Genomic DNA, 21,170 nt, shown 5'->3' with positions numbered 1-21,170 from the left:
GTTTGTTGGTAGTTGGCAGCGACCTGTTAGAGGCTAACCACCTTGGAGCATTCATCCTCTTATGCGATGAATTCTTTCCCTGGTGGTTTTTTCTTGGAATTTAGAATATTAGAGGGGGAGCGGATCATGGGGAAAACATTGCATCCGGGGCCACAGAAAAAATCAATGGTGCCGGCACCAAAACACTGGGTAAGTCCCATTCCGTTTGGGCTGGGTAAATTAAAACCAAAACATATTCGCGATACTATGAAAGTCGTTTGGGAGAATAAAGATAATTTCGGTTATGCAGCCAATATTATCACCAAAGGGGTTTGTGATGGCTGTGCGCTTGGCGTTTCCGGCTTATATGACCAGACATTAACAGGGCCGCATGTTTGTACAACCCGCTTAAATGTGTTAAGGCTCAATACGATGCCAGCGATTAAGCCGGAAATTCTTCATGCAGACATTGACGAATTAAAAAAATTTGACAGTACTGAGCTTCGAAAGCTCGGACGTATCCCATATCCGTTAATTCGGAGAAAAGGGGAACGAACATTTTCGCGTCTCTCATGGGATCAAGCGATGGAAATGATTGCGCTGAAAATGCGAAAGTTAAATCCAAAACAATATGCTTTTTATCTGACGGCACGCGGGATTACAAATGAAAGCTATTATGTGGCAGGGAAGGTGGCCCGTTTTCTCGGAACCAATCATATCGATAATGCATCCCGGATATGTCATGCACCAAGTAAAACTGCTTTAAAGCGTTCCATAGGAGTAGGAGCTTCCACCTGCAATTATTTAGATTGGATTGGCACTGATGTCTTGTTATTTTGGGGAAGTGTTGCATCGAATTCCTCCCCTGTATCCTCCAAATATATGCTTGAGGCCAAGAAAAAAGGAACCAAAATCATTGTCGTAAACCCGTATCGGGAGCCAGCGATGGATCAATATTGGATTCCTTCAAACCCGGAATCGGCATTGTTTGGAACAAAAATCGCGGATGATTTCTATCAAGTCAACATTGGCGGTGATATCGCCTTCATGCATGGGATTATGAAACATTGGTTTTCAATGGAAGAGGACAAATATGGCTCAGCGATTAATCGTAAGTTTATTGAGGCTCATGTACATGGCTATGAAGAGCTAAAGGTAAAGGTTCAAGAACAAAGCTGGGAATCCATCGTTGAATCCTCAGGTGTTCCAAAGGAACGAATTATAGGACTGGCAGAGCTTTTAGCCAAAAGCAAGAATGCTGTGTATGCATGGGCACTTGGGCTTACAATGCATTCCTTTGCAACAGACAATATCTCTCAAGTGGCAAACCTGGCTCTGCTTCGGGGACATCTTGGAAGAAAGCATGCCGGTCTGATGCCGTTCCGGGGTCACTCTAGTGTACAAGGAAGCGGAGAGATGGGTGCAGACCCATTCGTATTACCTGGCGGCGGCTGGGATTCGACTAACGCAGAAAGAATCGAAAAGCTTTGGGGATTTGAACTTCCAAAGTGGCAGGGAGATATAGTGGGGGTAACACTGGAAAACATCGTGCTCCCGGATGATCACGAGCGAAAAATCAAGCTGTATTACTTATCCGGTGGGAACTTTTTAGAAACGATGCCAGACCCTGATTTTATTGAAAAAGCATTATCTGAATTGGAGGTACGTGTTCACCAGGACATTATCTTAAACACCTCGACCTTAGTTGATGCTAAAGAGGCGGTTATCGTATTGCCGGCAAAAACACGATACGAGCAGGAGGATGGCGGCACGAGTACATCAACGGAACGGATGGTATATTTCTCGCCTGAGATTCCCGGCAATAAAAATAGAATCGAAGAAGCAAGAGCAGAATGGAAAATTTATATTGATCTTGCCAAGCGTGTCAAACCCGAATCTGCTCATTTGATTAATTTTGCCAATGGGTATGCCGTCCGGAAGGAAATCGGGAAAGCAAATCCTGATTATGAAGGCATCCAACACTTGAAAAAACAGGGAGACTCCTTCCAGTGGGGCGGCGCATGGTTATGTGAGGACGGGATTTGTCCGACCTCTGATGGAAAGGGAACATTGATTCCAGTTGAGATTCCAGATTTAAATAAAAAACCTGAACAATTTATCGTCACTTCCCGCCGCGGCAAGCAGTTTAATTCAATGGTTTATAACGAAGTGGATCCGTTAAACGGTGCTGGCCGGTATGACGTTCTCATGAATGCTGCTGATGCCAAAAAGCTGAGCATCGCGGAAGGTGAAGGAATTGTTGTATATAACGGTTTTGGCGTATTCCAGGGCAAAGCAAAATTTGTTGAAATTGCACCAGGGAATATTGAAGTTCACTTCCCGGAAGGAAACTTCTTGCTCCCGCGCGGCCGGTATGAGAAATTTGCCGGAATTCCGGATTACAATATCACGGTTTATGTTGAAAAAGCAGAGAGATATAATGCTAGAAAAGATACAGATTACGTTGAAAATCCAATTCCCGACCTGGAAACAGAAGTAGGTTAATGCTAATAGAAAGGAGAAAGCGCTGTGATAAATGAAATCACTACCCTGCAAAACATTGTCAGGTATAATGGACAGCGATTTGTTGAGGCTGAGGATGACATCGCTATCGAATCAGCCTTAACGATCATATTAGACGGAGACGAGTTTGCCACAATGGTATGCACCCCTTCTGAATTGCAGGAATTGGTGGTTGGGTTTTTAGCTTCTGAAGGAGTGATTCGGAGCTATCAAGATATCAAATCTCTGCACATCGATGAGGATAAGGGATTCGCTTATGTAGATCTAATAAACCAGCATTCAATACAAAAAGATTTTCATTCGAAGCGATTTATTGGATCCTGTTGTGGGAAAGGGCGTCAGTTTTACTTTCATAATGATGTCAAAACGGCAAAAACCATCAGATCAAATTTGACGATTACACCTTATCAATGCCGCAAATTAATGGAGAAGCTTCAGGAAAGCTCTCTACATTTTCAGCAAACAGGGGGCGTGCATAATGCCGCTTTATGCACAAGGGACGGAATCATCATTTCAAGAACTGATATTGGACGTCATAATGCCTTGGATAAACTTTTTGGCTATTGCATTATCCATAAAATTCCACTGAAGGATAAGATTATAGCCTTTAGCGGCCGAATCTCATCGGAGGTTTTGCTAAAAGCAGCTAAGATTGGAGTGGGCATAATCCTATCGAAATCTGCCCCAACGAATCTTGCCTTAAGTCTGGCGGATGAACTTGGAATTACCGCTGTTGGCTTTATTCGTGGAAACGGATTTAATGTATACACCCATCAAGAACGTATCCAAGAAGTAGTAACTCAAGAATAATTGTGAGGGAAATTGCCATGAAAAAGATACTAGTTACAGGCTTTGATCCGTTTGGGGGTGAGCCTGTCAATCCCGCGCTCGAAGCAGTAAAGCAATTAAATGGAAAAGTAATTAGAGGCTATGAAGTTATTACATGTGAAATACCTACGGTTTTCGGCAAAGCCATTACCAGGCTTATTGAGGCAATTGATGAAATCAATCCAGACCTCGTCATTTGCGTAGGTCAGGCAGGAGGGAGGTCCACGATCACTCCGGAACGGGTAGCCATCAATGTGGATGATGCAAGAATCGCAGATAACGAGAATAATCTGCCAATCGACTTAGAGATTGTACCAGGTGGGCCATCTGCATACTTTTCCAATCTGCCAATCAAAGCAATGGTAAAAAATATGACCGAAAACGGAATTCCTGCTGCCGTTTCGAATACGGCCGGAACATTCGTCTGCAATCATATTTTCTATGGTTTAATGAATTATTTGGATACAAGCAGAAAGGACATCCGGGGCGGCTTTATCCATATTCCATTTTTGCCGGAACAAATAGTCCGAAATCCCGGACACCCAAGTATGAGTCTGGATTTGATTGTAAAGGGACTTGAACTATCCATTGAAGCGTCTATTTTAAATGAAAAAGATCTAACAGTGGTTGGCGGAGAAATTTGTTAATTAAAGCTTGAAAAGGAACAGCGGGTTTTTCTTATTGCCAAAAAGTAAATTTCTGAAATTTCATAAAATTAACTTGCCTTTGAAAGCGTTTGCAATTATAGTGATTATAGGCGGATGCAAACAACGCTTTTAAAACAAACCTAGACTATCAAAATGGCTTTCAAGAACAACTTAGTACATTCAGAGGAGTAATAAGAAGTGCTAATATTGTACTAGGAGAGGGGAATTTGATATGGGGAATTGTTTGATTAAACCTTTAAAAGATCTAATTTATACGGTAAAAGTAGATTACCGTGAACTTACTGACGAGGAACAATGGGAAATCATAACAAAGTCTTTCAAATTTTGAATTTAATTTAGAAGAAGCTAATCATTTGGTTAGCTTCTTAATTTATATTGAAACAGAAATTTTTTGATAGCCTGTAACTCCTTCTAAAATGTCAATGATTCTCAAACCATGGTATACTGTTGTTTAAAGAGTGTTTAAGTTATATAGGAGCTGTCAAGATGTTCGTTATTGGTGTTTTAGGATCAAACTTATTTATCGAAGCCATTTCTGAATATTATCCATTATTTCCAGAAGTATCGTTTGTCGACTATACCTATGAATCTCCTTGGGAAATTGACCATTTGATTGATAAAGCAGGAAAAGAGGTTGATACCTTACTTTTTTCTGGAGCCATAGCCTTTTATTTTGGCCAAAGAAAAATAAACGAGTACAACCTTATGGCAACCTATGTTCCCTTTAACGAGTTTGTTGTTTCGTTATCATTATTTTCAATTTATTTTCATGAAAAAATACCGCTGGAAAAGATTTCGATTGATTTGCCGAAGCAGGATTTCATTGAAAATGTATTAAAAGAAATACAGATTTCAAATGGACCTAATTTTATAAAAGATTATCCTTGGATTTTTAACTTTGAAGAAGAGAAGTCATCCTTTGATTTTTCGCAATTTGTACAATTTCACGCTGATCTTTATAAAGCGAAAAAAACACAATTTGCGTTAACTAGCATTCATGCCGTATATGAAGAACTTCAGAAATTAGAGATCCCATCGATTTATATGGTTCAGCCTAAACAAACCTTAAAAGAAGCATTGGAAAAGACCATAACGTTGACAAGGCTAAAGAAAACAAAGGATTCTCAAATTGCTGTCATCTCTTTAAAGGTAAACAATTATCCAACTCATCAGGATGAACAAGTATTTCGACTCCAAATGCTCCAGAGTTTAAATGAGATGGCAAGACAATTAAATGCAAGAGTATCAATGGATCATTATCAACCATTTCTTATTTATACCAATCGTGGTTCATTGGAAGCTGTTCAGAAAGAACGATTGCAAACAATCCTTGAGCTTGATGGGAAGATTAAATCCTCTATGCAAATCGGAATTGGGTACGGTTATACAATGAATGATGCGGAAAACCATGCAAATCAAGCATTGTATTTTACTGAAAAGCATTCTTCGGAAAAGACAACTGTTTTTCTATTAGATGAAGACAAAAAATTAATTGGACCTCTGTTTGAGAATGAAAAACAATATACGTTAAAAAACGAGGATCAGGAAATTCAATTATTAGCTGAACAACTGAAAATGACGGCGAAGAACTTACTAAGGTTTTTTGATTTTCTGAGAATCAATCAATTTCGTTCTTTTTCCGCCCAGGAATTGGCCGATTATTTCGCCGTAAGCAGGCGGTCAGCGGAAAGGATCATAAAAAGATTTCTTGAACAAAAATATATACACATTACTGGCGAAGAGCAGCCATATGATCAAGGACGTCCTCGTGCACTATATAATATCACGGAGAAACTAAGTAATATGCTAAATTCATAAAAATATTGATTTTTGTGAATTTACAGCATATTATTAAATTAACAATTAACGACACTATAACGACATTGTCGTTAAAACGAAAGGGAGATTACGTTGAAAATTATTAAAGCAGACATCGTGGGCATCCATTTGCCGTTAAAAACACCATTTATTATTTCATATGAAACCTATGACTATATGCCTTCCGTTATTGTGAAGCTAGAAACGGATGGCGGCCTAATCGGATATGGAGAAGCCGTTCCGGATGAACATGTAACTGGGGAATCTTTTTTTAGCGCGATTGAAATTTTAAAACATCAATTATTGCCTGCCATTATGGGAGAGAGCCCATTTGCGATTGAACGAATCCATCACATTATGGATAGTCGCATCCATGCCAATCCAGCGGCAAAAGCGGCGATTGATATCGCTTGTTATGACCTGATGGGAAAATATTCGGACAAGCCCGTCTATGAATTAATCGGCGGCAAATTTCATAACGAACTCACTTTTGCAAAAGTGTTAAGTATCGAGGAACCTGAAATAATGGCCGAGAAAGCGAAACAGGCGGTTGCTCAAGGCTATAGCTCCTTAAAACTAAAAGTTGGTTTTAATCTTTATATGGATTTAGAACGGGTGAAAGCTGTTCGAAATGCTGTAGGATTTGAGGTGCCAATCCGAGTGGATGTCAATCAAGGCTGGAAGGATTATTCAACAGCAGCTCAGGCCCTTCCTTTACTAGAACCGCTGCGGATTTCCTGGCTCGAACAGCCAATTAAAATGGGAGACATCGATGGGCTCGCGGAGCTTAGAAAGAAAACAATTATCCCGATTATGGCGGATGAAAGTGTGCATAATGGCGCGCATCTACATGAAATTATCAAGAAAAATGCGGCCGATAAAATCAACATTAAATTAATGAAATCCGGCGGTATCTATCCAGCGATTCATATGGCCAAAACAGCAGAATACGCAGGAATCTCCTGCCAAGTTGGATCAATGGTCGAGTCCTCCATCGGGTCGGCAGCTGGCTATCATACTGCCATGGCAAGAAAAAACATCACAAGTACAGAATTGACTGGGCCATTATTATTTAGTAAGGAAATAGGCAATTTGGAATATCGAATTCCTTTCGTTCATTTAAGCGGAAAGCCAGGATTAGGGGTTGACGTGCAGGAGGATGCGCTCCAAGAGTTAACGGTAAAACAAGAGACTGTCCAGCTTCTAGCCTAAACAGAGATATGAGGGATTGAGTTTGAAAAGTGCAATAGAAAAAATTAGGGCCATTATTTTTGAATTATTTGACCATTTACACGAGCATCCGGAGCTAAGTTGGAAGGAGGTAAAAACAACCGAATTCATCGCAGATTTTTTACAAAGAAACGGATGTCTTATCAGGACTTTTCCAGACCATACCGGTGTTATCGGTGAATGGGGGAATGGTACAGAGGATTCCTTGACCGTTGGAGTCCGTGCTGATATGGATTCGTTGTGGCAGCAGGTTAATGGGACGTTTCAAGCCAATCATTCCTGCGGTCATGATGCCCATATGACCATGGTTTTAGGGATGCTGCTATTATTAAAAGAAATGCAGGTACATTTGCCGGGACGTCTAAAATTAATTTTTCAGCCTGCAGAAGAAACTGGCAATGGTGCTTTAAAAATAATCGAAAAACAGGTTGTCGATGACATTGATTTTTTATATGGCGTCCATTTACGTCCGATTCATGAGCTTTCGAAGGGGACGGCATCACCTGGAATCATTCACGGGGCAGCAGAAACGGTTTTTGCTAGAATCATAGGTTTCGATACCCATGGGGCAAGACCTGACTTAGGAGTTAATGCGATTGAAGTGATTGGAACGATTATTGAGCAATTAAAAGGAATTCGATTGAATCCATATGACTCTTACTCTGTTAAAATGACACAGGTTAGCGCTGGCGGCGAAAACAGTAACATCATACCTGGATCTGCCCAATTCCACTTAGATTTGAGGGCCCAAACCAATGAAACGATGAATGAGTTGGTGAAAAAGGTTGATCATATTTTAGAACGAGTTTCAGCACTATATGAAGTGAAAATTGATTTTGACCATAAAGAAAAGGTATACGCAGCGGTTTTAAATAAAGAGGCCCAACAGATTATGTGTCAAGCAATTGAGGAAGCATTGGGTAAGGAGCAGGTCAAGCCGCCGGTGGTAACGCCAGGTGCGGAGGACTTTCATTTTTATACAAAGGAGCGCCCGCATCTGAAGGCTGCCATGCTGGGTTTAGGCTGTGATTTAGAGCCTGGCTTGCATCATCCAAATATGAAGTTTCACCGGGAATCATTGTTAGATGGAATTGAAATTCTTACTCGAACCGTGCTTGCAACTTTTGAACAAAGCTAATCAGTAAGTGGGACAAAATAATATATAGGATAACTATTCTAAAATTCTATTAGGAAAAGGAAGTAAAATGGATGAGGAATACAAAAAATATCAGTTTTCGTGCCATCGAATCAATCGCAGGCCTCGAAAATGTGAGAAGGTTAGAGTCAATCATTTGGAGTGAGTATGAATCCACTCCAATCCACCAAACCCTCACAGCGATTAAAAATGGGGGAATCATGCTCGGTGCTTTTTTCGATGAGGAGCTCATTGGGTTTCAATACAGTTTTCCGGGATATGACGGCGAAAAGACGTATTTATGTTCACATATTTTAGGCATCCATCCCGAGTATCGGAAATTAGGGATTGGTGAACAACTGAAACGCCAGCAAAAAGAAGAAGCGTTGAAAAAGGGATATGATTTAATAACCTGGACATACGACCCACTGGAAACGGTTAATGGATATTTGAATCTGCACAAGCTTGGAGCAAGATGTAACACGTATGTTGAAAACTGCTATGGAGAAATGCAGGATGAACTAAATGAAGGAATGCCATCAGATCGTTTCACAGTGGAATGGTGGATTAAGGAAGAAGCGCTTGAAAAACCGAACCAGTATGAAATCGATAATAATTCCCTATTAATTCATGTAGTGAATGATTCCAACGGATACCCCGTTCCTTTAGAGCCGGATTTAATGAGAAATTCGGAATCGGGTTTTCTTTTTGTACCAGTACCAAGTGATATGCAAAATCTTAAGAAATTTAGTTCAGAGCTTGCCTTATCGTGGAGAATGAGCACAAGGCAAGTATTTACACACTATTTTCAAAATGGCTGGACGGCAATCGATTTAGTGAAGAGCCAGTCAAATGAGAATTTATATTTGTATGTGTTAAAGCAAATGGATAAATGAAGTAATTAAAGGGATGAGCTAAAAAGCCTCATCCCTTTAATTATTTTCTCAGTATTTGAGAATACTAAACAAATACTTTTAAGTCCTTTTGTTGAATGGAGTTTGTTATTTTAATGAAAATCATGTACCTGACAATAGAACTTATCATTGGATTTTTTTCTCTGTTTATAATAGTGAAGATTGTTGGAAAAAAAATTATTAGTCAAATTACTCCTTTTACCTTTATCGCTGCGATTGTCTTGGGAGAACTACTTGGAAATGCATTATATGATCATAAAATAGGAGTGTTCTATATTGTTTATTCCATGGCAATTTGGGGAGGATTGCTTTTTACTGTTGAGCTTTTAAGTCAAAAATTCCTATTATTTAGGGGTGCTGTAGAAGGGAAGCCGTCTGCCATCATTAAAAATGGAATTATTGATCGTGAAGAATTAAGGAAAAATAGGATGAATATTAATCAGCTTCAAAGCCTGCTCAGGCAAAGTGAAACCTTTTCTATTAGGGAAGTGGCCTATTGTTATTTAGAAGCAAACGGGTCTTTAAGTATTCTAAAAAAGACAAAATATCAAAAAACTACTCAGGAAGATTTTAATTTGCCTTCACAAGCAGTATTTGTTCCAGTTACGATCATTCGAGACGGTGAGGTTTTATGGGATGAAATCATGGAATTGGGCTTTGATGAATCCTGGCTGCAATCACAATTGAAAAAGCAAAATATAACGGATTACAAAGATATATTTATAGCCGAATGGCTGCAGGACGACGGTCTTTTTGTCCAGCCTATTTAAATCTAAAAAAGGAATGAAAGAAAGAGGCCCATTTAATGGCCTCTATTTTTAATGTATATATAAATTTCATTTATGTTTATATAATAATCATTGAATTTACTTAAATCGTATTTATGTTAGAATTAATCCAACATTAATAAAATTCTGAACTATCAATTGAAAACGCTTCCGTATTGGTTGGTAATGAAAAAATGAAATAATGGAGTGAGATGGAATGGAGATGTATGCTAGTAGAAATCGGAAAATGATGATTATGGGTCTTTTATTTTTTGGAATGGTTTTAAGTTTTTTTGACCGCGTAGCCATTAATGTAGCGGTTATTCCTATGGGACAGGAGTTTCATCTTACAACTTCCCAGACAGGTTTGCTTATTAGTATATTTTTTATTAGTTACTCGCTTATGCAGCCGCTTGGTGGATGGATGACAGATAAATTTGGTGCAAGGGTCATGATTACTGTTTCACTCTTTAGTTGGTCTTTGTTTACGTTATTGACTGGTTTTGCTTGGTCATTTATTTCATTATTATTCATTCGTTTTATTTTTGGATTAGGAGAAGGTCCATTTTATCCATCTAGTATGTCTACCATTCGGGATCATTTCCCTCAAAAAGAACGCGGGAGGGCCAATTCCTTTTTCCTTTCTGCTCAAAACATAGGTGGAATATTAGGTACCGCTCTTGCTGCCGCCTTGGTGGCAGCAATCGGATGGAGAGGGATGTTTTCATTTGCCGGTATTTTAGGCATGATTGTCGCATTCGGATTTTGGTTTCTCCTGAAGCCTCAACGCATCCAGGAGAAGAAGGAAGGCAGCAAGAAACAAACTAAAGTTCCTTTGAAGCTATTATTAAAAATAGAAAACATTTGGAAGATTATCTCCTTTAAATTCTTATCTAATATTATTAACTACGGTCTAATCACATGGATGCCTATCTATTTAGTAAAAGAAAAAGGAGTGGATTTTGTAGCGGCGGGAAGTTTGCTGGCCATTCCTTATATAGCCGGTTTTTTTATGTTTAATGTTAGCGGATGGGTTCTGGATAAATTTATGGCCGGCCGGGAGAAGTATCTTGCCGCTGCAGGTGCGCTTGTTTCTGCGATTTTCCTTTATTTCATGGCAAATGCCACATCAATTGCATTGATTATTACGTTTCTAACACTTAATTCCATAGCGTTATCTTTCTTCGGAACTGTTCTTTATACGATTATTATCAAATATTCGCCAAAGGAACTTACAGGTTCTGCTTCTGGGCTAGTAACATTTGCTGGCCAAATTGCCGGAGCAGTTTCTCCGTCAGCAATCGGCTTGATTATTAGCTTATTTAAGGGCTCCTATAATGCAGCCTTCTGGTTTTTAGTTATATCAGCGTTACTAGGGACGGTTATTGCCCTTTCCATAAAAAATAATTCAGCCCAGCCATCAAAAGACTATGAAAATAAAACAGCGGCCGTATAAAATTTTAAAAAAACAAGTATTCTCTATGATTTGAACAGACCTTCTATAAGATGTATGATTCATATAAAGAGAGATATAAGGAGAATCATCCATGAATATTGAACAATTGGAATATATCATAAAGGTCGCTGAAATGCGCTCCATTTCCACAGCCTCAGAAAGCCTCCATATTTCCCAAGCCGGAATTAGTATGGCCATAACGAGCCTTGAAAAGGAATTAGGCATTAAGATCTTCAAACGTTCACGATTAGGTACGATTCCGACAGATGAGGGAAAGGAAATCATACAAAAAGCGTATGAGGTTTTGAGTAAGCTTGAAGAAATAAAAGACAAGGCTCAAATGCATACAGGGACGATGGAAAAAGAGCTCCGCCTTTCATCTACCCAAGGCCTATTTCTTACGGTTTTGCCCAAATCCCTCGCCTTATTCAAGAAAAAGTACCCTGATGTCAATATCGTTATCGAAGAAAAAGGGGGACAAGAAGTCGTTAATGATGTCTTAAATAATAAGATCGACATCGGACTATTAAATATCCCAAAGAAAAATCCAAGAGAAGATGAGCTAGATTTTCAATCCTTGATGGAGGCAAAGGTTATCGTATCAGTCAGCAGGAATTCTCCTTTAGCCAGCCGGAAAAGTATTACACCGACTGAATTATTGGATCAGAACCTAGTTTTTTATAATGGTCCAAAAATGAAAGAGTATATCAAAGATTTTTTTGAACAATACGGAGAAATGAAAATTTTGTTTTTAACGAATAATACAGAGATTATTAAGAAAACGGTTGCGGAAGGATTAGCGATTTCATTATCTTATGAAATTGGTATTAACAGCGATCCGTATTACCAGACCGGTGATCTTGTACCAATCCCCTTGGTTAACTTTAATAACAATACAATGAAACTCGGGTTTGTGCGCTCGAAAAAACAGCACTCTTCAAAGGCAGCCAAAGAGTTCATCAAATGTCTTGAGTTCTATACAACTACTTTAAAATATTAGTTTCCTATCAAAGATAGGGGCTAATTTTTTTATTGTAATAGCATAAATAAAATTTAAGTATACATAATAATTGTTTATTTTACTTAAAAATAATTTATATTTATAATTAGTTTAAGATTTAAAATATTTAAACATTGGCAAAAAAAAGACTGAAAGAAGGGAAATCAATGTTAACAACGCTGGGAGAGGACTTAAAGGTAATTCGTGCCAAATTGCAGGATTTCATCCAGACTGAATTTCTTCCATATGAACAAAAGCATCACTTGAATGCAGAGGAAGATATTCCAAGGGATGCTATTAAATGGGTAAGAAAGCGATCCAGAGAACTAGGATTCTACGGAATTAACCTCCCGATTGAATATGGGGGACAGGGTATCAGCTTAAAAGGTCTTTGCTTGCTAAAAGAGGAATTGGCTCGTTCTGGAGCTGTATTATGGGGTCAGGTACTTGGGGAAATTGGCGGGCCGTTAAGAATCGGTCAAATGCTGGAAAGTTTAACAAAGGAGCAAATCGAAAAATATGTCATTCCAGTCGTTGCCGGAGATGCAAGCTGCTGTTTCGCACTTACGGAACCGAATGCTGGTTCGGATGCCTTCGCAATTGAAACCACAGCCATTCGAGAGGGAGAGGACTATATATTAACCGGGAAGAAGCATTTTATCAGTGCAGCCCCTTATGCTGATTTTGCTATTGTGATAGCGAGAGAATTAGTGGAGGGAGAGAAGCCTAGAATCACGGCTTTTCTTGTAGATAAGAAATCACCGCATAATTCCGGCTTCGAACTAGGTGACATTCAAGTCCCGATTTCGGGAGAACGCATTCATGCTGAATTAATTTTTAACCAATGCCGGGTACCTGCCTCTAATATCATTGGAGCACCAGGAAAAGGCTTGCTCCTTGGGTTGAAAAGAATAAACACGAACCGCGCCTCCCACGCTGCCGGTTTTGTCGGAATGGCTCAGCACCTTCTTGATTTATCGGTAGAACAGGCTAAAAAGAGGGTACAATTCGGACGGCCTATTTCGGATTTTCAAGCCATTCAGCATATGCTGGCGGAAATGGCTACAGATATCTACGCTGCAAGATGCATGGTTTATGATGTGGTTGAAAAGATTGATCAGGGAGAGGAAGATCGGTCAGGTGCCTCGATGGCCAAACTATTTGCATCAGAAGTAGTAAACCGTGTCGCTGATAAGGCCATTCAAATATTCGGCTCCCAGGGATTGGCTAAAGGGCATCCGGTCGAAAAAATGTACAGAAGCTCACGGATGTACCGAATTCTTACCGGGACCTCTGAAATTCAAAAAAATACGATTGCAAAAGAATTATTGAGGGATTAATCATAGATTGATAGTTTTGGGGAGGGAACGATTGATGATGAAAAAGATGACATTCCAGTCATTGCTTCTTAAAGGATTAAAACGATTTGGCGAGCTGCCCGCCGTCACCCTGCTGCCATCAGAGGAGACGTTGACATATAGGGAGTTGTTGGCTAAAACAGAACTCTTAACTTCATATTTGTTCGAATTAGGGTGCGGGAGGGGCACCCATATTGCCACTCTTATTCCTAATAGCCTAGAGGCTGTGCTATTTGGTTTGGCAGTCCAGCAAAGTGGAGGAACGTTAGTCCCGTTAGGAGAGAAGCTGGGGACCCGTGAAGTTGGTTTCATTTTGAGGGAAGCAAAACCAAAAGTGGTCATTATGGCTTCCCAGGCACATACTGCAACAATTCTTGAATACTTGGAAGAATCTAATAGTCAGGATATCCATATTATTGGGCTTCCCGAATTTGGTGTCGAGTACCCCGACCAGTTTGAGCTATTCCAGTGGCCGAAGGAAAAAAATGAATTATCTTTGTCTGCCGCCATGCCGGAGGATATCGCTGTCCTATCCTACACAGGCGGGACGACGGGCACACCCAAAGGCGTCATGCATACCCAGGAAGGATTGGCCGCTGGCCTTCTTTCTGCTGCCATTGAAGATCCGCTTGACGACAGAGACAGAGTATTGTTGAGTACGCCAATCGTGCATTCGGCCGGTTCTCTGCTTTGGAGGTCACTAACCTCAGGAGTGCACGTCTATGTCATGCGTTCCTTTGATGCTGAACAGTTTATCGAAAGCATTAAGGAATATAAAATTACAACTACATTCATGGTTCCGACCATGCTGTACAGGATTCTCGATCAGACTAAGAAAATGGACTATGATGTAAGCTCCATGCGCAATATTTATTATGGTGCCTCACCTATTTCACCAAAGCGGCTGAAGGAAGCGTTTGAAGTGTTTGGACCTATTATGCGCCAGCAGTACGGAATGACAGAATGCAATATTGTTATTTCTAGATTATCCAAAAGTGCCCATTTTTGGGCCTACCATCACAATCAGGAAGTCTTGAAGAGCTGCGGGAAACCGTGCCTATTAACCGAGGTTCGACTTATCGATGACAAAGGGAATGATGTGGGGACAAATGAGCTGGGAGAGATTATCGTAAAATCTCCTGCCATGATGGCGGGATATTATCAAAGACCCGAACTTACCGAAGAAGCCATTCGTAACGGCTGGTTCTATACGGGTGATATTGGCAGGATGGATGAAAATGGTTACCTTTATATTGTAGACCGGAAAAAGGATATGATAATATCAGGCGGAATGAACGTCTATTCTTCAGAAGTGGAAAGGGTAGTCAATCAGCATCCAGCTGTTGCGATGAGTGCGTGTATAGGTGTTCCCCATCCCGATTGGGGCGAAGCTGTCTGCGTCGTTGTAGTGCTTAGAGAAGGGTTCAGCTGTTCGGAGGAGGAAATCATCGGTTTTTGCAAGCAGAGCACGTCAAAGTATATGGTTCCTAAAGTGGTCTATTTCCAAAAGAATTTCCCGCTTACTCCGATTGGAAAGATTGATAAGAAAGAATTAAAAAATAAGTACGCGCAAGGGATGTTAACCATTAAATAGAAAGAAAGCTGGGGCATAGATGGGCAGGAAAAAAAGAGCTGAACTCTTAAAGTTTAGCTCTTTTCAACTTTTAATATGGGTCAGAAGGCTGCCCCATTTGTTCAGCTTGTTGTACGGCCTTTTCCATTTTGGTATTTTCATTGGTTCCAGTGTTTTTAAGGCCTTCCGCAACTCTTTTTCCATAGTCTTCATCACAATGTGTAAATATTTCAATCATCTTGTCCTGAATTTCTTTTCGGCATGAGGAAAGGGCGCCGACAAGGTTGGAAATTAATTCGTCCCGTTCCCAATCACTGAATCTCCGATACGTTTCGCCTGCCTGCCCAAAATTGTTCTCGCGCGGAATGGTTTCCCTTTTTAGGTTGCCCTCGACATATGGCTCATGTTCTTTTCCCGGGTTTTTTGCTTCCTTTAATCCACCTATCAACGAGGGCTCATAATTCACATGGATGTTTTTGCTTTTTCCAAATTCAGTCCGATAGTCCATTTGTCCGCCTTCTTGATTGGTGGCCACATGTTTCTTTGGGCTATTTATCGGCAGCTGTAAATAATTTGAGCCGACTCGGTAACGTTGTGTATCCGAATAGGAATAGGTACGCCCCTGGAGAAGTTTATCATCAGAAAAATCCAGTCCATCGACAAGGACACCGGTTCCAAAAGCTACTTGTTCTACTTCTGCAAAGTAATTCTCAGGATTTTTGTTTAACACCATTTTTCCAACTTTATGCCATGGGAAGTAATCTTTATACCAAAGCTTGGTTGGATCAAGCGGATCAAAGTCTAATTCCGGATGCTCTCCGTCCTCCATGATTTGAACATAGAGCTCCCATTCCGGATAGTCGCCCTTTTCAATGGCTTTATACAAATCTAATGTAGCGTGGTTGAAATCGCTCTTTTGAATTTCATCAGCTTCATTTTGGGTCAGGTTTTTAATTCCTTGAAGCGGCTCCCAATGATATTTAACCAATACCCCTTTACCATCTTCATTCACCCATTTATAGGCATGTACACCTGAGCCCTGCATTTGCCGGTAATTGGCTGGAATGCCCCATGGAGAATTTACAAAGGTTACCATATGGGCAGATTCAGGACTTTGGCATAAAAAGTCGAAGGTTCTTTCAGGGTCTGCAACGTTTGTTACCGGATCTGGCCGAAATGAGTGAACCATATCAGGGAACTTTAATGGATCACGAATAAAGAAAATCTTTAAATTGTTACCGACTAAATCCCAGTTGCCATCTTCCGTGTAAAATTTAACCGCAAAACCTCTGGGATCGCGCAGGGTTTCAGGAGAATTGCCGCCGTGTACAACAGTGGAGAAGCGAACGAATACAGGTGTTTGGACATCTGTGTTGGTAAAGACCTTTGCACGGGTATATTTAGAAATCGGCTCACCATTAACATTGCCATATGATTGAAAATATCCATGTGCCCCAGCACCGCGGGCATGAACGACCCGCTCCGGGATTCGTTCCCGGTCAAAGTGGCTGATTTTTTCTAAGAAATCATAGTTCTCTAATGTCATAGGACCTCTGTTACCGACAGTACGAACACTTTGATTGTTCGTGACGGGATGTCCTTGCTGGTTTGTTAACATATCTTCTGTTTCATTATTATGTATTTCCGACATAAATGAGCCTCCTTAATGTACAACATTAGAAAGTATTTCCACCGGACGTAGAAGTATGTATGGATTGACATAAATAAGGCCACGTAGAAATAATCTACGTGACCCTATTTCATCACAAAAAAATCAATTATCTTTCCAACCAAAATCTTCGATGAACTGGACAAATGCTTTAACAACATTCCACTCCAGAGATTCCTTATGATAATACATCCACGTTCTTCGTAATATCGGATTTCCATCTTGATCCTTTAATTGGATTTTGTATAAGTCATCTATCCCGGCCAGGACCCTGCTGGACAAGATGCCATAGCCTAAACCGTTTAATACCATTTCTTTACACGTATCCACTTGATCGACTTCAATACTAATAAAAGGCGCCTCGGCATAATTTTCCGCCCACCAATGATCAATGACGGATTTTAATAAGTAATCTCCTCGATATTCGATTCTTGGCAGACGCGGGAGGTCAGTAATATTGATCTGTTCCTTAGAAGCGATGCAGATGGTCTCCTCAAATAGTTGATGCGTTGATAATCCTCTCCAACCGTAGTCTCCTCGAACAAAGCCGATATGAACATCCTTATTGTGAATCAATTGGGTTACATCTCTGCTCCATCCTGTAATAACTTTGAATTCCACGTGGGGGTATTTGATTTTAAATTGTTTTAATATATATGGAAGTTCATAGTTCGCAAAAAAATTAGATACGCCTAATTTCAACGTTCCTGCGACTAGATTACTCTCGTTATTACTCATATTTTGGACATTCTCTTTAATCTTTTGTAAATGAGCGAGCGCTTCTTCAGCACAATGGACAAGATATTCTCCTTGAGGGGTAAAATGGATGCCCCTGCTTTCCCGAGTTACAATTTGAACACCCAGCTCTTCCTGCATATGCTTTAATCGGCTTGTTAATGCAGGCTGAGTAAGAAATAAAAGTCGTGCTGTTTTTGTTAAATTTTTTTGATTATATAGTTCTTTCAGTATTTCCCAATCACGGTAATCCATTGTTTCACCCATCTATCTGATATAAAAATTTTTTATAAATAAATATAATTTTTTCGCATTTTATTTATTTCAATTATTACATTATCCTTATTCTTAGGCAATTAAAATTACCTACTTTAAAACTATTCAAATATAACATAAAAAGTACTAATCATGGGGGTAAAGTGAATGGGAGAACGGAAAAACCAACCAAATCCATGGAAAAAATTTAATGGTCCAAACCTTGGCTATGTAATCGAACAATATGAACGTTATACGAATGGGGAAGAAGGCATTGACCCAAAATTAACAGATCTTTTTATTCAATGGGGCTCGCCTTTGTCGTATGAAGCAACTCAACAAGAAGATACCGTTGAACATGCAACTATTGTTCCATCTGCAAATATAGCAAAAGCAATGAAAGTAGTAAAACTTTTTGAAGACATTCGCGCACATGGACATTTAGCGGCAAACATGTATCCATTAGAGGCTAATGCACAAAATCATGAGATTTTTGCCCTGGGAAAGTATGGGTTGAATGACAATGACCTGAAAGCGATTCCAGCGAAGCTCGTTTGGGAGGATGCACCGGAAGGCATTCAAACCGCATTTGATGTAATGAATCGTTTAAAGGAAAGTTATACATCGTCCCTTGCCTGGGAGTTTAACCACGTTAGTGATGAAGAAGAACGGACTTGGCTGACTCAGATGGTTGAAAAGGGTTCCTTGAAGCGTTCTTTATCGAAAGAAGAACGAACAAGTCTATTAAAGAGTTTGACAGAAGTCGAAGGTTTTGAACAATATTTACATAAAACCTTCGTTGGTCAAAAAAGATTCTCCATTGAAGGCGTAGATATGCTCGTCCCAATGTTGGACGAAGCAGTGCGTGAAGGTATCGAAGAGGGTGTACGAAACGTCGTGATTGGAATGGCTCATCGCGGCCGTTTAAGTGTTCTGGCGCATGTGTTAAAAAAACCGTATAGCAAAATTTTCTCGGAGTTTCAGCATTCCTATGCTAAACAACAAGGTCCGTCAGCAGATTTAGTCGACATTAGCGAGGGCTGGACAGGGGATGTGAAATACCATTTAGGCCGGGATCGATTCGAGGAAGGTTCAGGTACGGTCCGTACACGTATTACCTTAGCGAATAATCCGAGTCATCTGGAATTTGTCAATCCTGTAGTGGAAGGTTTCGCAAGGGCCGCACAGGAGGAAAGACAAAAACCAGGTTATCCAGAGCAGAATGTGAAAAAAGCCTTTGCCATTTTGGTCCATGGAGATGCTGCCTTCCCGGGCCAGGGAATTGTAGCGGAAACCTTAAATTTAGGCGGACTAAAAGGATATAGAACCGGTGGAACGATTCACATTATTGCGAATAACATGGTCGGCTTTACGACAGACAGCCATGATTCTCGTTCAACTCGATATTCAAGTGATTTAGCAAAAGGATTCGAGATTCCGATTGTCCATGTTAATGCTGATGATCCAGAGGCTTGTCTAGAGGCTGTTCGTCTTGCTTATCAATACCGTGCTCGTTTCCAAAAGGATTTTGTGATTGATTTAGTTGGTTACCGCCGATTTGGCCACAATGAAATGGACGATCCTGCGGTTACCCAGCCACAGGTGTATAAGAAAATCACGAACCATCCAACGGTTAGAGCATTGTATGCTGCACAGCTGCTAAACAATGGTACTCTAAATCAACCAGAAGTAGAAGAAATCAATCGTAATGTTCAAGAACTATTACATGCTGAGTATGACAAAGTGTCTGAGAAGCAGCAGGGTGAAGCACCAGGAGAAATTGCGGTTCCGGGTGTAATTGCAAAAGGAATTCCACCGTTGGAGACAAAAGTGCCGCTTGACACTCTTCGAGATTTAAATCGTGATTTGCTAAACTGGCCAGAAGGGTTCCGTGTGTATCCAAAATTAAAGCGGATTCTCGAGCGCCGTGAAAATGCCTTAGATGAGAACGGAAAAGTGGAATGGGCGGTAGCTGAAGTGCTAGCCTTCGCGTCGATGTTAAAAGAAGGCACTCCGATTCGTTTAACAGGTCAAGATTCCGAGCGTGGGACGTTTGCACAGCGTCATATTGTACTCCATGACGCAGAAACAAACGAAACGTATTCACCATTGCACCATCTCCCGCAAGCAAGCGCATCGTTTGCGGTTCATAATAGCCCGCTGTCGGAAGCTGCAGTAGTAGGCTATGAATATGGTTATAACGTATTTGCACCTGAAACGCTTGTCATGTGGGAAGCGCAGTACGGAGACTTTGCCAACACAGCACAGCCACTCTTTGATCAATTTGTTTCATCTGCAAGAGCAAAATGGGGGCAAAAATCAGGCTTGACTCTCCTTCTGCCTCACGGTTATGAAGGGCAAGGTCCTGAGCACTCCAGTGCCCGCCCGGAACGTTTCTTACAGTTGGCAGCGGAAAACAACTGGACGGTTGCGAACTTAACAAGTGCGGCTCAATATTTCCATATTTTACGCCGTCAGGCCGCTACGTTAGGAACAGAATTTGTTCGGCCATTGGTGATTATGACACCAAAGAGTCTGCTTCGTCACCCGCAGGTATCTTCTCCTGCAGCGGCTCTTAGCGAAGGCGGTTTCCAAACGGTGATCGAACAGCCGCAGCTTGGAAAAGAAACAGAAAAAGTAAAGCGTTTAGTGTTAACAACAGGTAAGATGGCCATCGATCTAGAAGTAGAAATCGAATCAGGTAAAGAAAATCGAAACTTGGATGAGGTACACATCGTTCGTATTGAGCAATTGTATCCGTTCCCTCAAGAAAAAATAGAAGCCATCGTAAAGCGTTATCCTAATTTGAAGGAAATCGTTTGGGTACAGGAAGAACCGAAGAATATGGGAGCGTGGCATTATATTGCGCCAACCCTTTTCGAACTTGCATCCGGCAGGCTGTCAGTCGGTTACATTGGACGTCAATACCGTTCAAGCACCGCGGGCGGCGATCCACTTGTTCATAAAAAGGAACAAGAACGCATTGTCCAACAGACATTAGATTCAGAGAGTTTTGTAGATACACAGAAACAAGAAAGTCAGTTATTTGCACGTTAATAATGAAGTGATTAATAGGAACTCTATAGGACAAAATACTGCAGAATTGCTAGGTTAGTGTCCCATAGGTGAGTTCTATGAGACAAAACACTGGCGAATCGGATGGAAAGTGTCCCATAGAAGAGCTCTATGGGACAAAACACTAGCGAATTGGGTGGAAAGTGTCCAATAGGAGAGTTCTATGAGACAAAACACAGAATAAACC

General features: G+C 40.5%; 15 protein-coding genes. 13 read left to right on the top strand and 2 right to left on the bottom strand.

Annotation, left to right across the window (positions count from 1 at the left end; genetic code table 11):
• Nucleotides 1-126 precede the first annotated feature (126 nt).
• The 12 genes from ACIFOT_RS04450 (at nucleotide 127) to ACIFOT_RS04395 (ending at nucleotide 15,270) form a co-directional block, all read left to right on the top strand.
• Entirely contained in the window at nucleotides 127-2,484 is a 2,358-nt protein-coding gene (locus ACIFOT_RS04450; RefSeq protein WP_430062136.1) for an FdhF/YdeP family oxidoreductase, read from the top strand.
• A 24-nt stretch (nucleotides 2,485-2,508) separates the two neighbouring features.
• Nucleotides 2,509-3,312 carry a formate dehydrogenase accessory sulfurtransferase FdhD gene (gene fdhD, locus ACIFOT_RS04445; protein ID WP_430062133.1) on the top strand — a complete coding sequence of 268 codons (804 nt, stop codon included), beginning with the start codon at nucleotides 2,509-2,511 and terminating at the stop codon, nucleotides 3,310-3,312.
• A 17-nt stretch (nucleotides 3,313-3,329) separates the two neighbouring features.
• A complete protein-coding gene (gene pcp, locus ACIFOT_RS04440; RefSeq protein ID WP_430062131.1) occupies nucleotides 3,330-3,977 on the top strand; it encodes a pyroglutamyl-peptidase I in 648 nt (215 codons plus the stop codon).
• A gap of 507 nt (nucleotides 3,978-4,484) precedes the next feature.
• Nucleotides 4,485-5,816, top strand: coding sequence for a MarR family transcriptional regulator (locus tag ACIFOT_RS04435; RefSeq protein WP_430062128.1), 1,332 nt, complete (start codon nucleotides 4,485-4,487; stop codon nucleotides 5,814-5,816).
• A gap of 93 nt (nucleotides 5,817-5,909) precedes the next feature.
• Complete coding sequence (locus tag ACIFOT_RS04430; protein ID WP_430062125.1) at nucleotides 5,910-7,028, top strand: mandelate racemase/muconate lactonizing enzyme family protein; 1,119 nt, start codon at nucleotides 5,910-5,912, stop codon at nucleotides 7,026-7,028.
• A gap of 22 nt (nucleotides 7,029-7,050) precedes the next feature.
• A complete protein-coding gene (locus tag ACIFOT_RS04425; protein ID WP_430062121.1) occupies nucleotides 7,051-8,184 on the top strand; it encodes a M20 peptidase aminoacylase family protein in 1,134 nt (377 codons plus the stop codon).
• A 71-nt stretch (nucleotides 8,185-8,255) separates the two neighbouring features.
• Complete coding sequence (locus ACIFOT_RS04420; RefSeq protein ID WP_430062118.1) at nucleotides 8,256-9,077, top strand: GNAT family N-acetyltransferase; 822 nt, start codon at nucleotides 8,256-8,258, stop codon at nucleotides 9,075-9,077.
• Between the two features lie 113 nt (nucleotides 9,078-9,190).
• Nucleotides 9,191-9,865, top strand: coding sequence for a YetF domain-containing protein (locus tag ACIFOT_RS04415; RefSeq protein WP_430062115.1), 675 nt, complete (start codon nucleotides 9,191-9,193; stop codon nucleotides 9,863-9,865).
• Between the two features lie 214 nt (nucleotides 9,866-10,079).
• Nucleotides 10,080-11,318: an MFS transporter gene (locus tag ACIFOT_RS04410; RefSeq protein WP_430062112.1), complete on the top strand. Its 1,239-nt coding sequence runs from the start codon at nucleotides 10,080-10,082 to the stop codon at nucleotides 11,316-11,318.
• Between the two features lie 91 nt (nucleotides 11,319-11,409).
• Complete coding sequence (locus ACIFOT_RS04405) at nucleotides 11,410-12,318, top strand: LysR family transcriptional regulator (RefSeq protein WP_430062109.1); 909 nt, start codon at nucleotides 11,410-11,412, stop codon at nucleotides 12,316-12,318.
• 167 nt (nucleotides 12,319-12,485) lie between these two features.
• Nucleotides 12,486-13,658 carry an acyl-CoA dehydrogenase family protein gene (locus tag ACIFOT_RS04400; RefSeq protein ID WP_430062106.1) on the top strand — a complete coding sequence of 391 codons (1,173 nt, stop codon included), beginning with the start codon at nucleotides 12,486-12,488 and terminating at the stop codon, nucleotides 13,656-13,658.
• Nucleotides 13,659-13,692: 34 nt separating this feature from the next.
• Entirely contained in the window at nucleotides 13,693-15,270 is a 1,578-nt protein-coding gene (locus ACIFOT_RS04395) for a class I adenylate-forming enzyme family protein (protein WP_430062103.1), read from the top strand.
• A gap of 70 nt (nucleotides 15,271-15,340) precedes the next feature.
• Here ACIFOT_RS04395 and ACIFOT_RS04390 read toward each other — a convergent pair whose 3' ends face one another.
• Together ACIFOT_RS04390 and ACIFOT_RS04385 are read right to left on the bottom strand one after the other, a co-directional pair.
• Complete coding sequence (locus ACIFOT_RS04390; RefSeq protein WP_430062100.1) at nucleotides 15,341-16,900, bottom strand: catalase; 1,560 nt, start codon at nucleotides 16,898-16,900, stop codon at nucleotides 15,341-15,343.
• 123 nt (nucleotides 16,901-17,023) lie between these two features.
• A complete protein-coding gene (locus ACIFOT_RS04385) occupies nucleotides 17,024-17,908 on the bottom strand; it encodes a LysR family transcriptional regulator (protein WP_430062096.1) in 885 nt (294 codons plus the stop codon).
• 168 nt (nucleotides 17,909-18,076) lie between these two features.
• On the opposite strand from ACIFOT_RS04385, the gene ACIFOT_RS04380 reads away from it, so the two are divergent.
• A complete protein-coding gene (locus ACIFOT_RS04380) occupies nucleotides 18,077-20,965 on the top strand; it encodes a 2-oxoglutarate dehydrogenase E1 component (RefSeq protein ID WP_430062093.1) in 2,889 nt (962 codons plus the stop codon).
• Nucleotides 20,966-21,170 lie beyond the last annotated feature (205 nt).

This window comes from Neobacillus sp. NRS-1170, assembly GCF_050468025.1.
Note: the sequence above shows the minus strand (reverse complement) of the source record. Positions and strands in the feature narration are given on the sequence as shown.

Coding starts and splice junctions, on each gene's coding strand:
- ACIFOT_RS04450 (WP_430062136.1), top strand. CDS start 127: ATGGGGAAAACATTGCATCCGGGGCCACAGAAAAAATCAATGGTGCCG.
- pcp (WP_430062131.1), top strand. CDS start 3,330: ATGAAAAAGATACTAGTTACAGGCTTTGATCCGTTTGGGGGTGAGCCT.
- ACIFOT_RS04435 (WP_430062128.1), top strand. CDS start 4,485: ATGTTCGTTATTGGTGTTTTAGGATCAAACTTATTTATCGAAGCCATT.
- ACIFOT_RS04420 (WP_430062118.1), top strand. CDS start 8,256: ATGAGGAATACAAAAAATATCAGTTTTCGTGCCATCGAATCAATCGCA.
- ACIFOT_RS04415 (WP_430062115.1), top strand. CDS start 9,191: ATGAAAATCATGTACCTGACAATAGAACTTATCATTGGATTTTTTTCT.
- ACIFOT_RS04410 (WP_430062112.1), top strand. CDS start 10,080: ATGGAGATGTATGCTAGTAGAAATCGGAAAATGATGATTATGGGTCTT.
- ACIFOT_RS04405 (WP_430062109.1), top strand. CDS start 11,410: ATGAATATTGAACAATTGGAATATATCATAAAGGTCGCTGAAATGCGC.
- ACIFOT_RS04400 (WP_430062106.1), top strand. CDS start 12,486: ATGTTAACAACGCTGGGAGAGGACTTAAAGGTAATTCGTGCCAAATTG.
- ACIFOT_RS04395 (WP_430062103.1), top strand. CDS start 13,693: ATGATGAAAAAGATGACATTCCAGTCATTGCTTCTTAAAGGATTAAAA.
- ACIFOT_RS04390 (WP_430062100.1), bottom strand. CDS start 16,900: ATGTCGGAAATACATAATAATGAAACAGAAGATATGTTAACAAACCAG.
- ACIFOT_RS04385 (WP_430062096.1), bottom strand. CDS start 17,908: ATGGATTACCGTGATTGGGAAATACTGAAAGAACTATATAATCAAAAA.
- ACIFOT_RS04380 (WP_430062093.1), top strand. CDS start 18,077: ATGGGAGAACGGAAAAACCAACCAAATCCATGGAAAAAATTTAATGGT.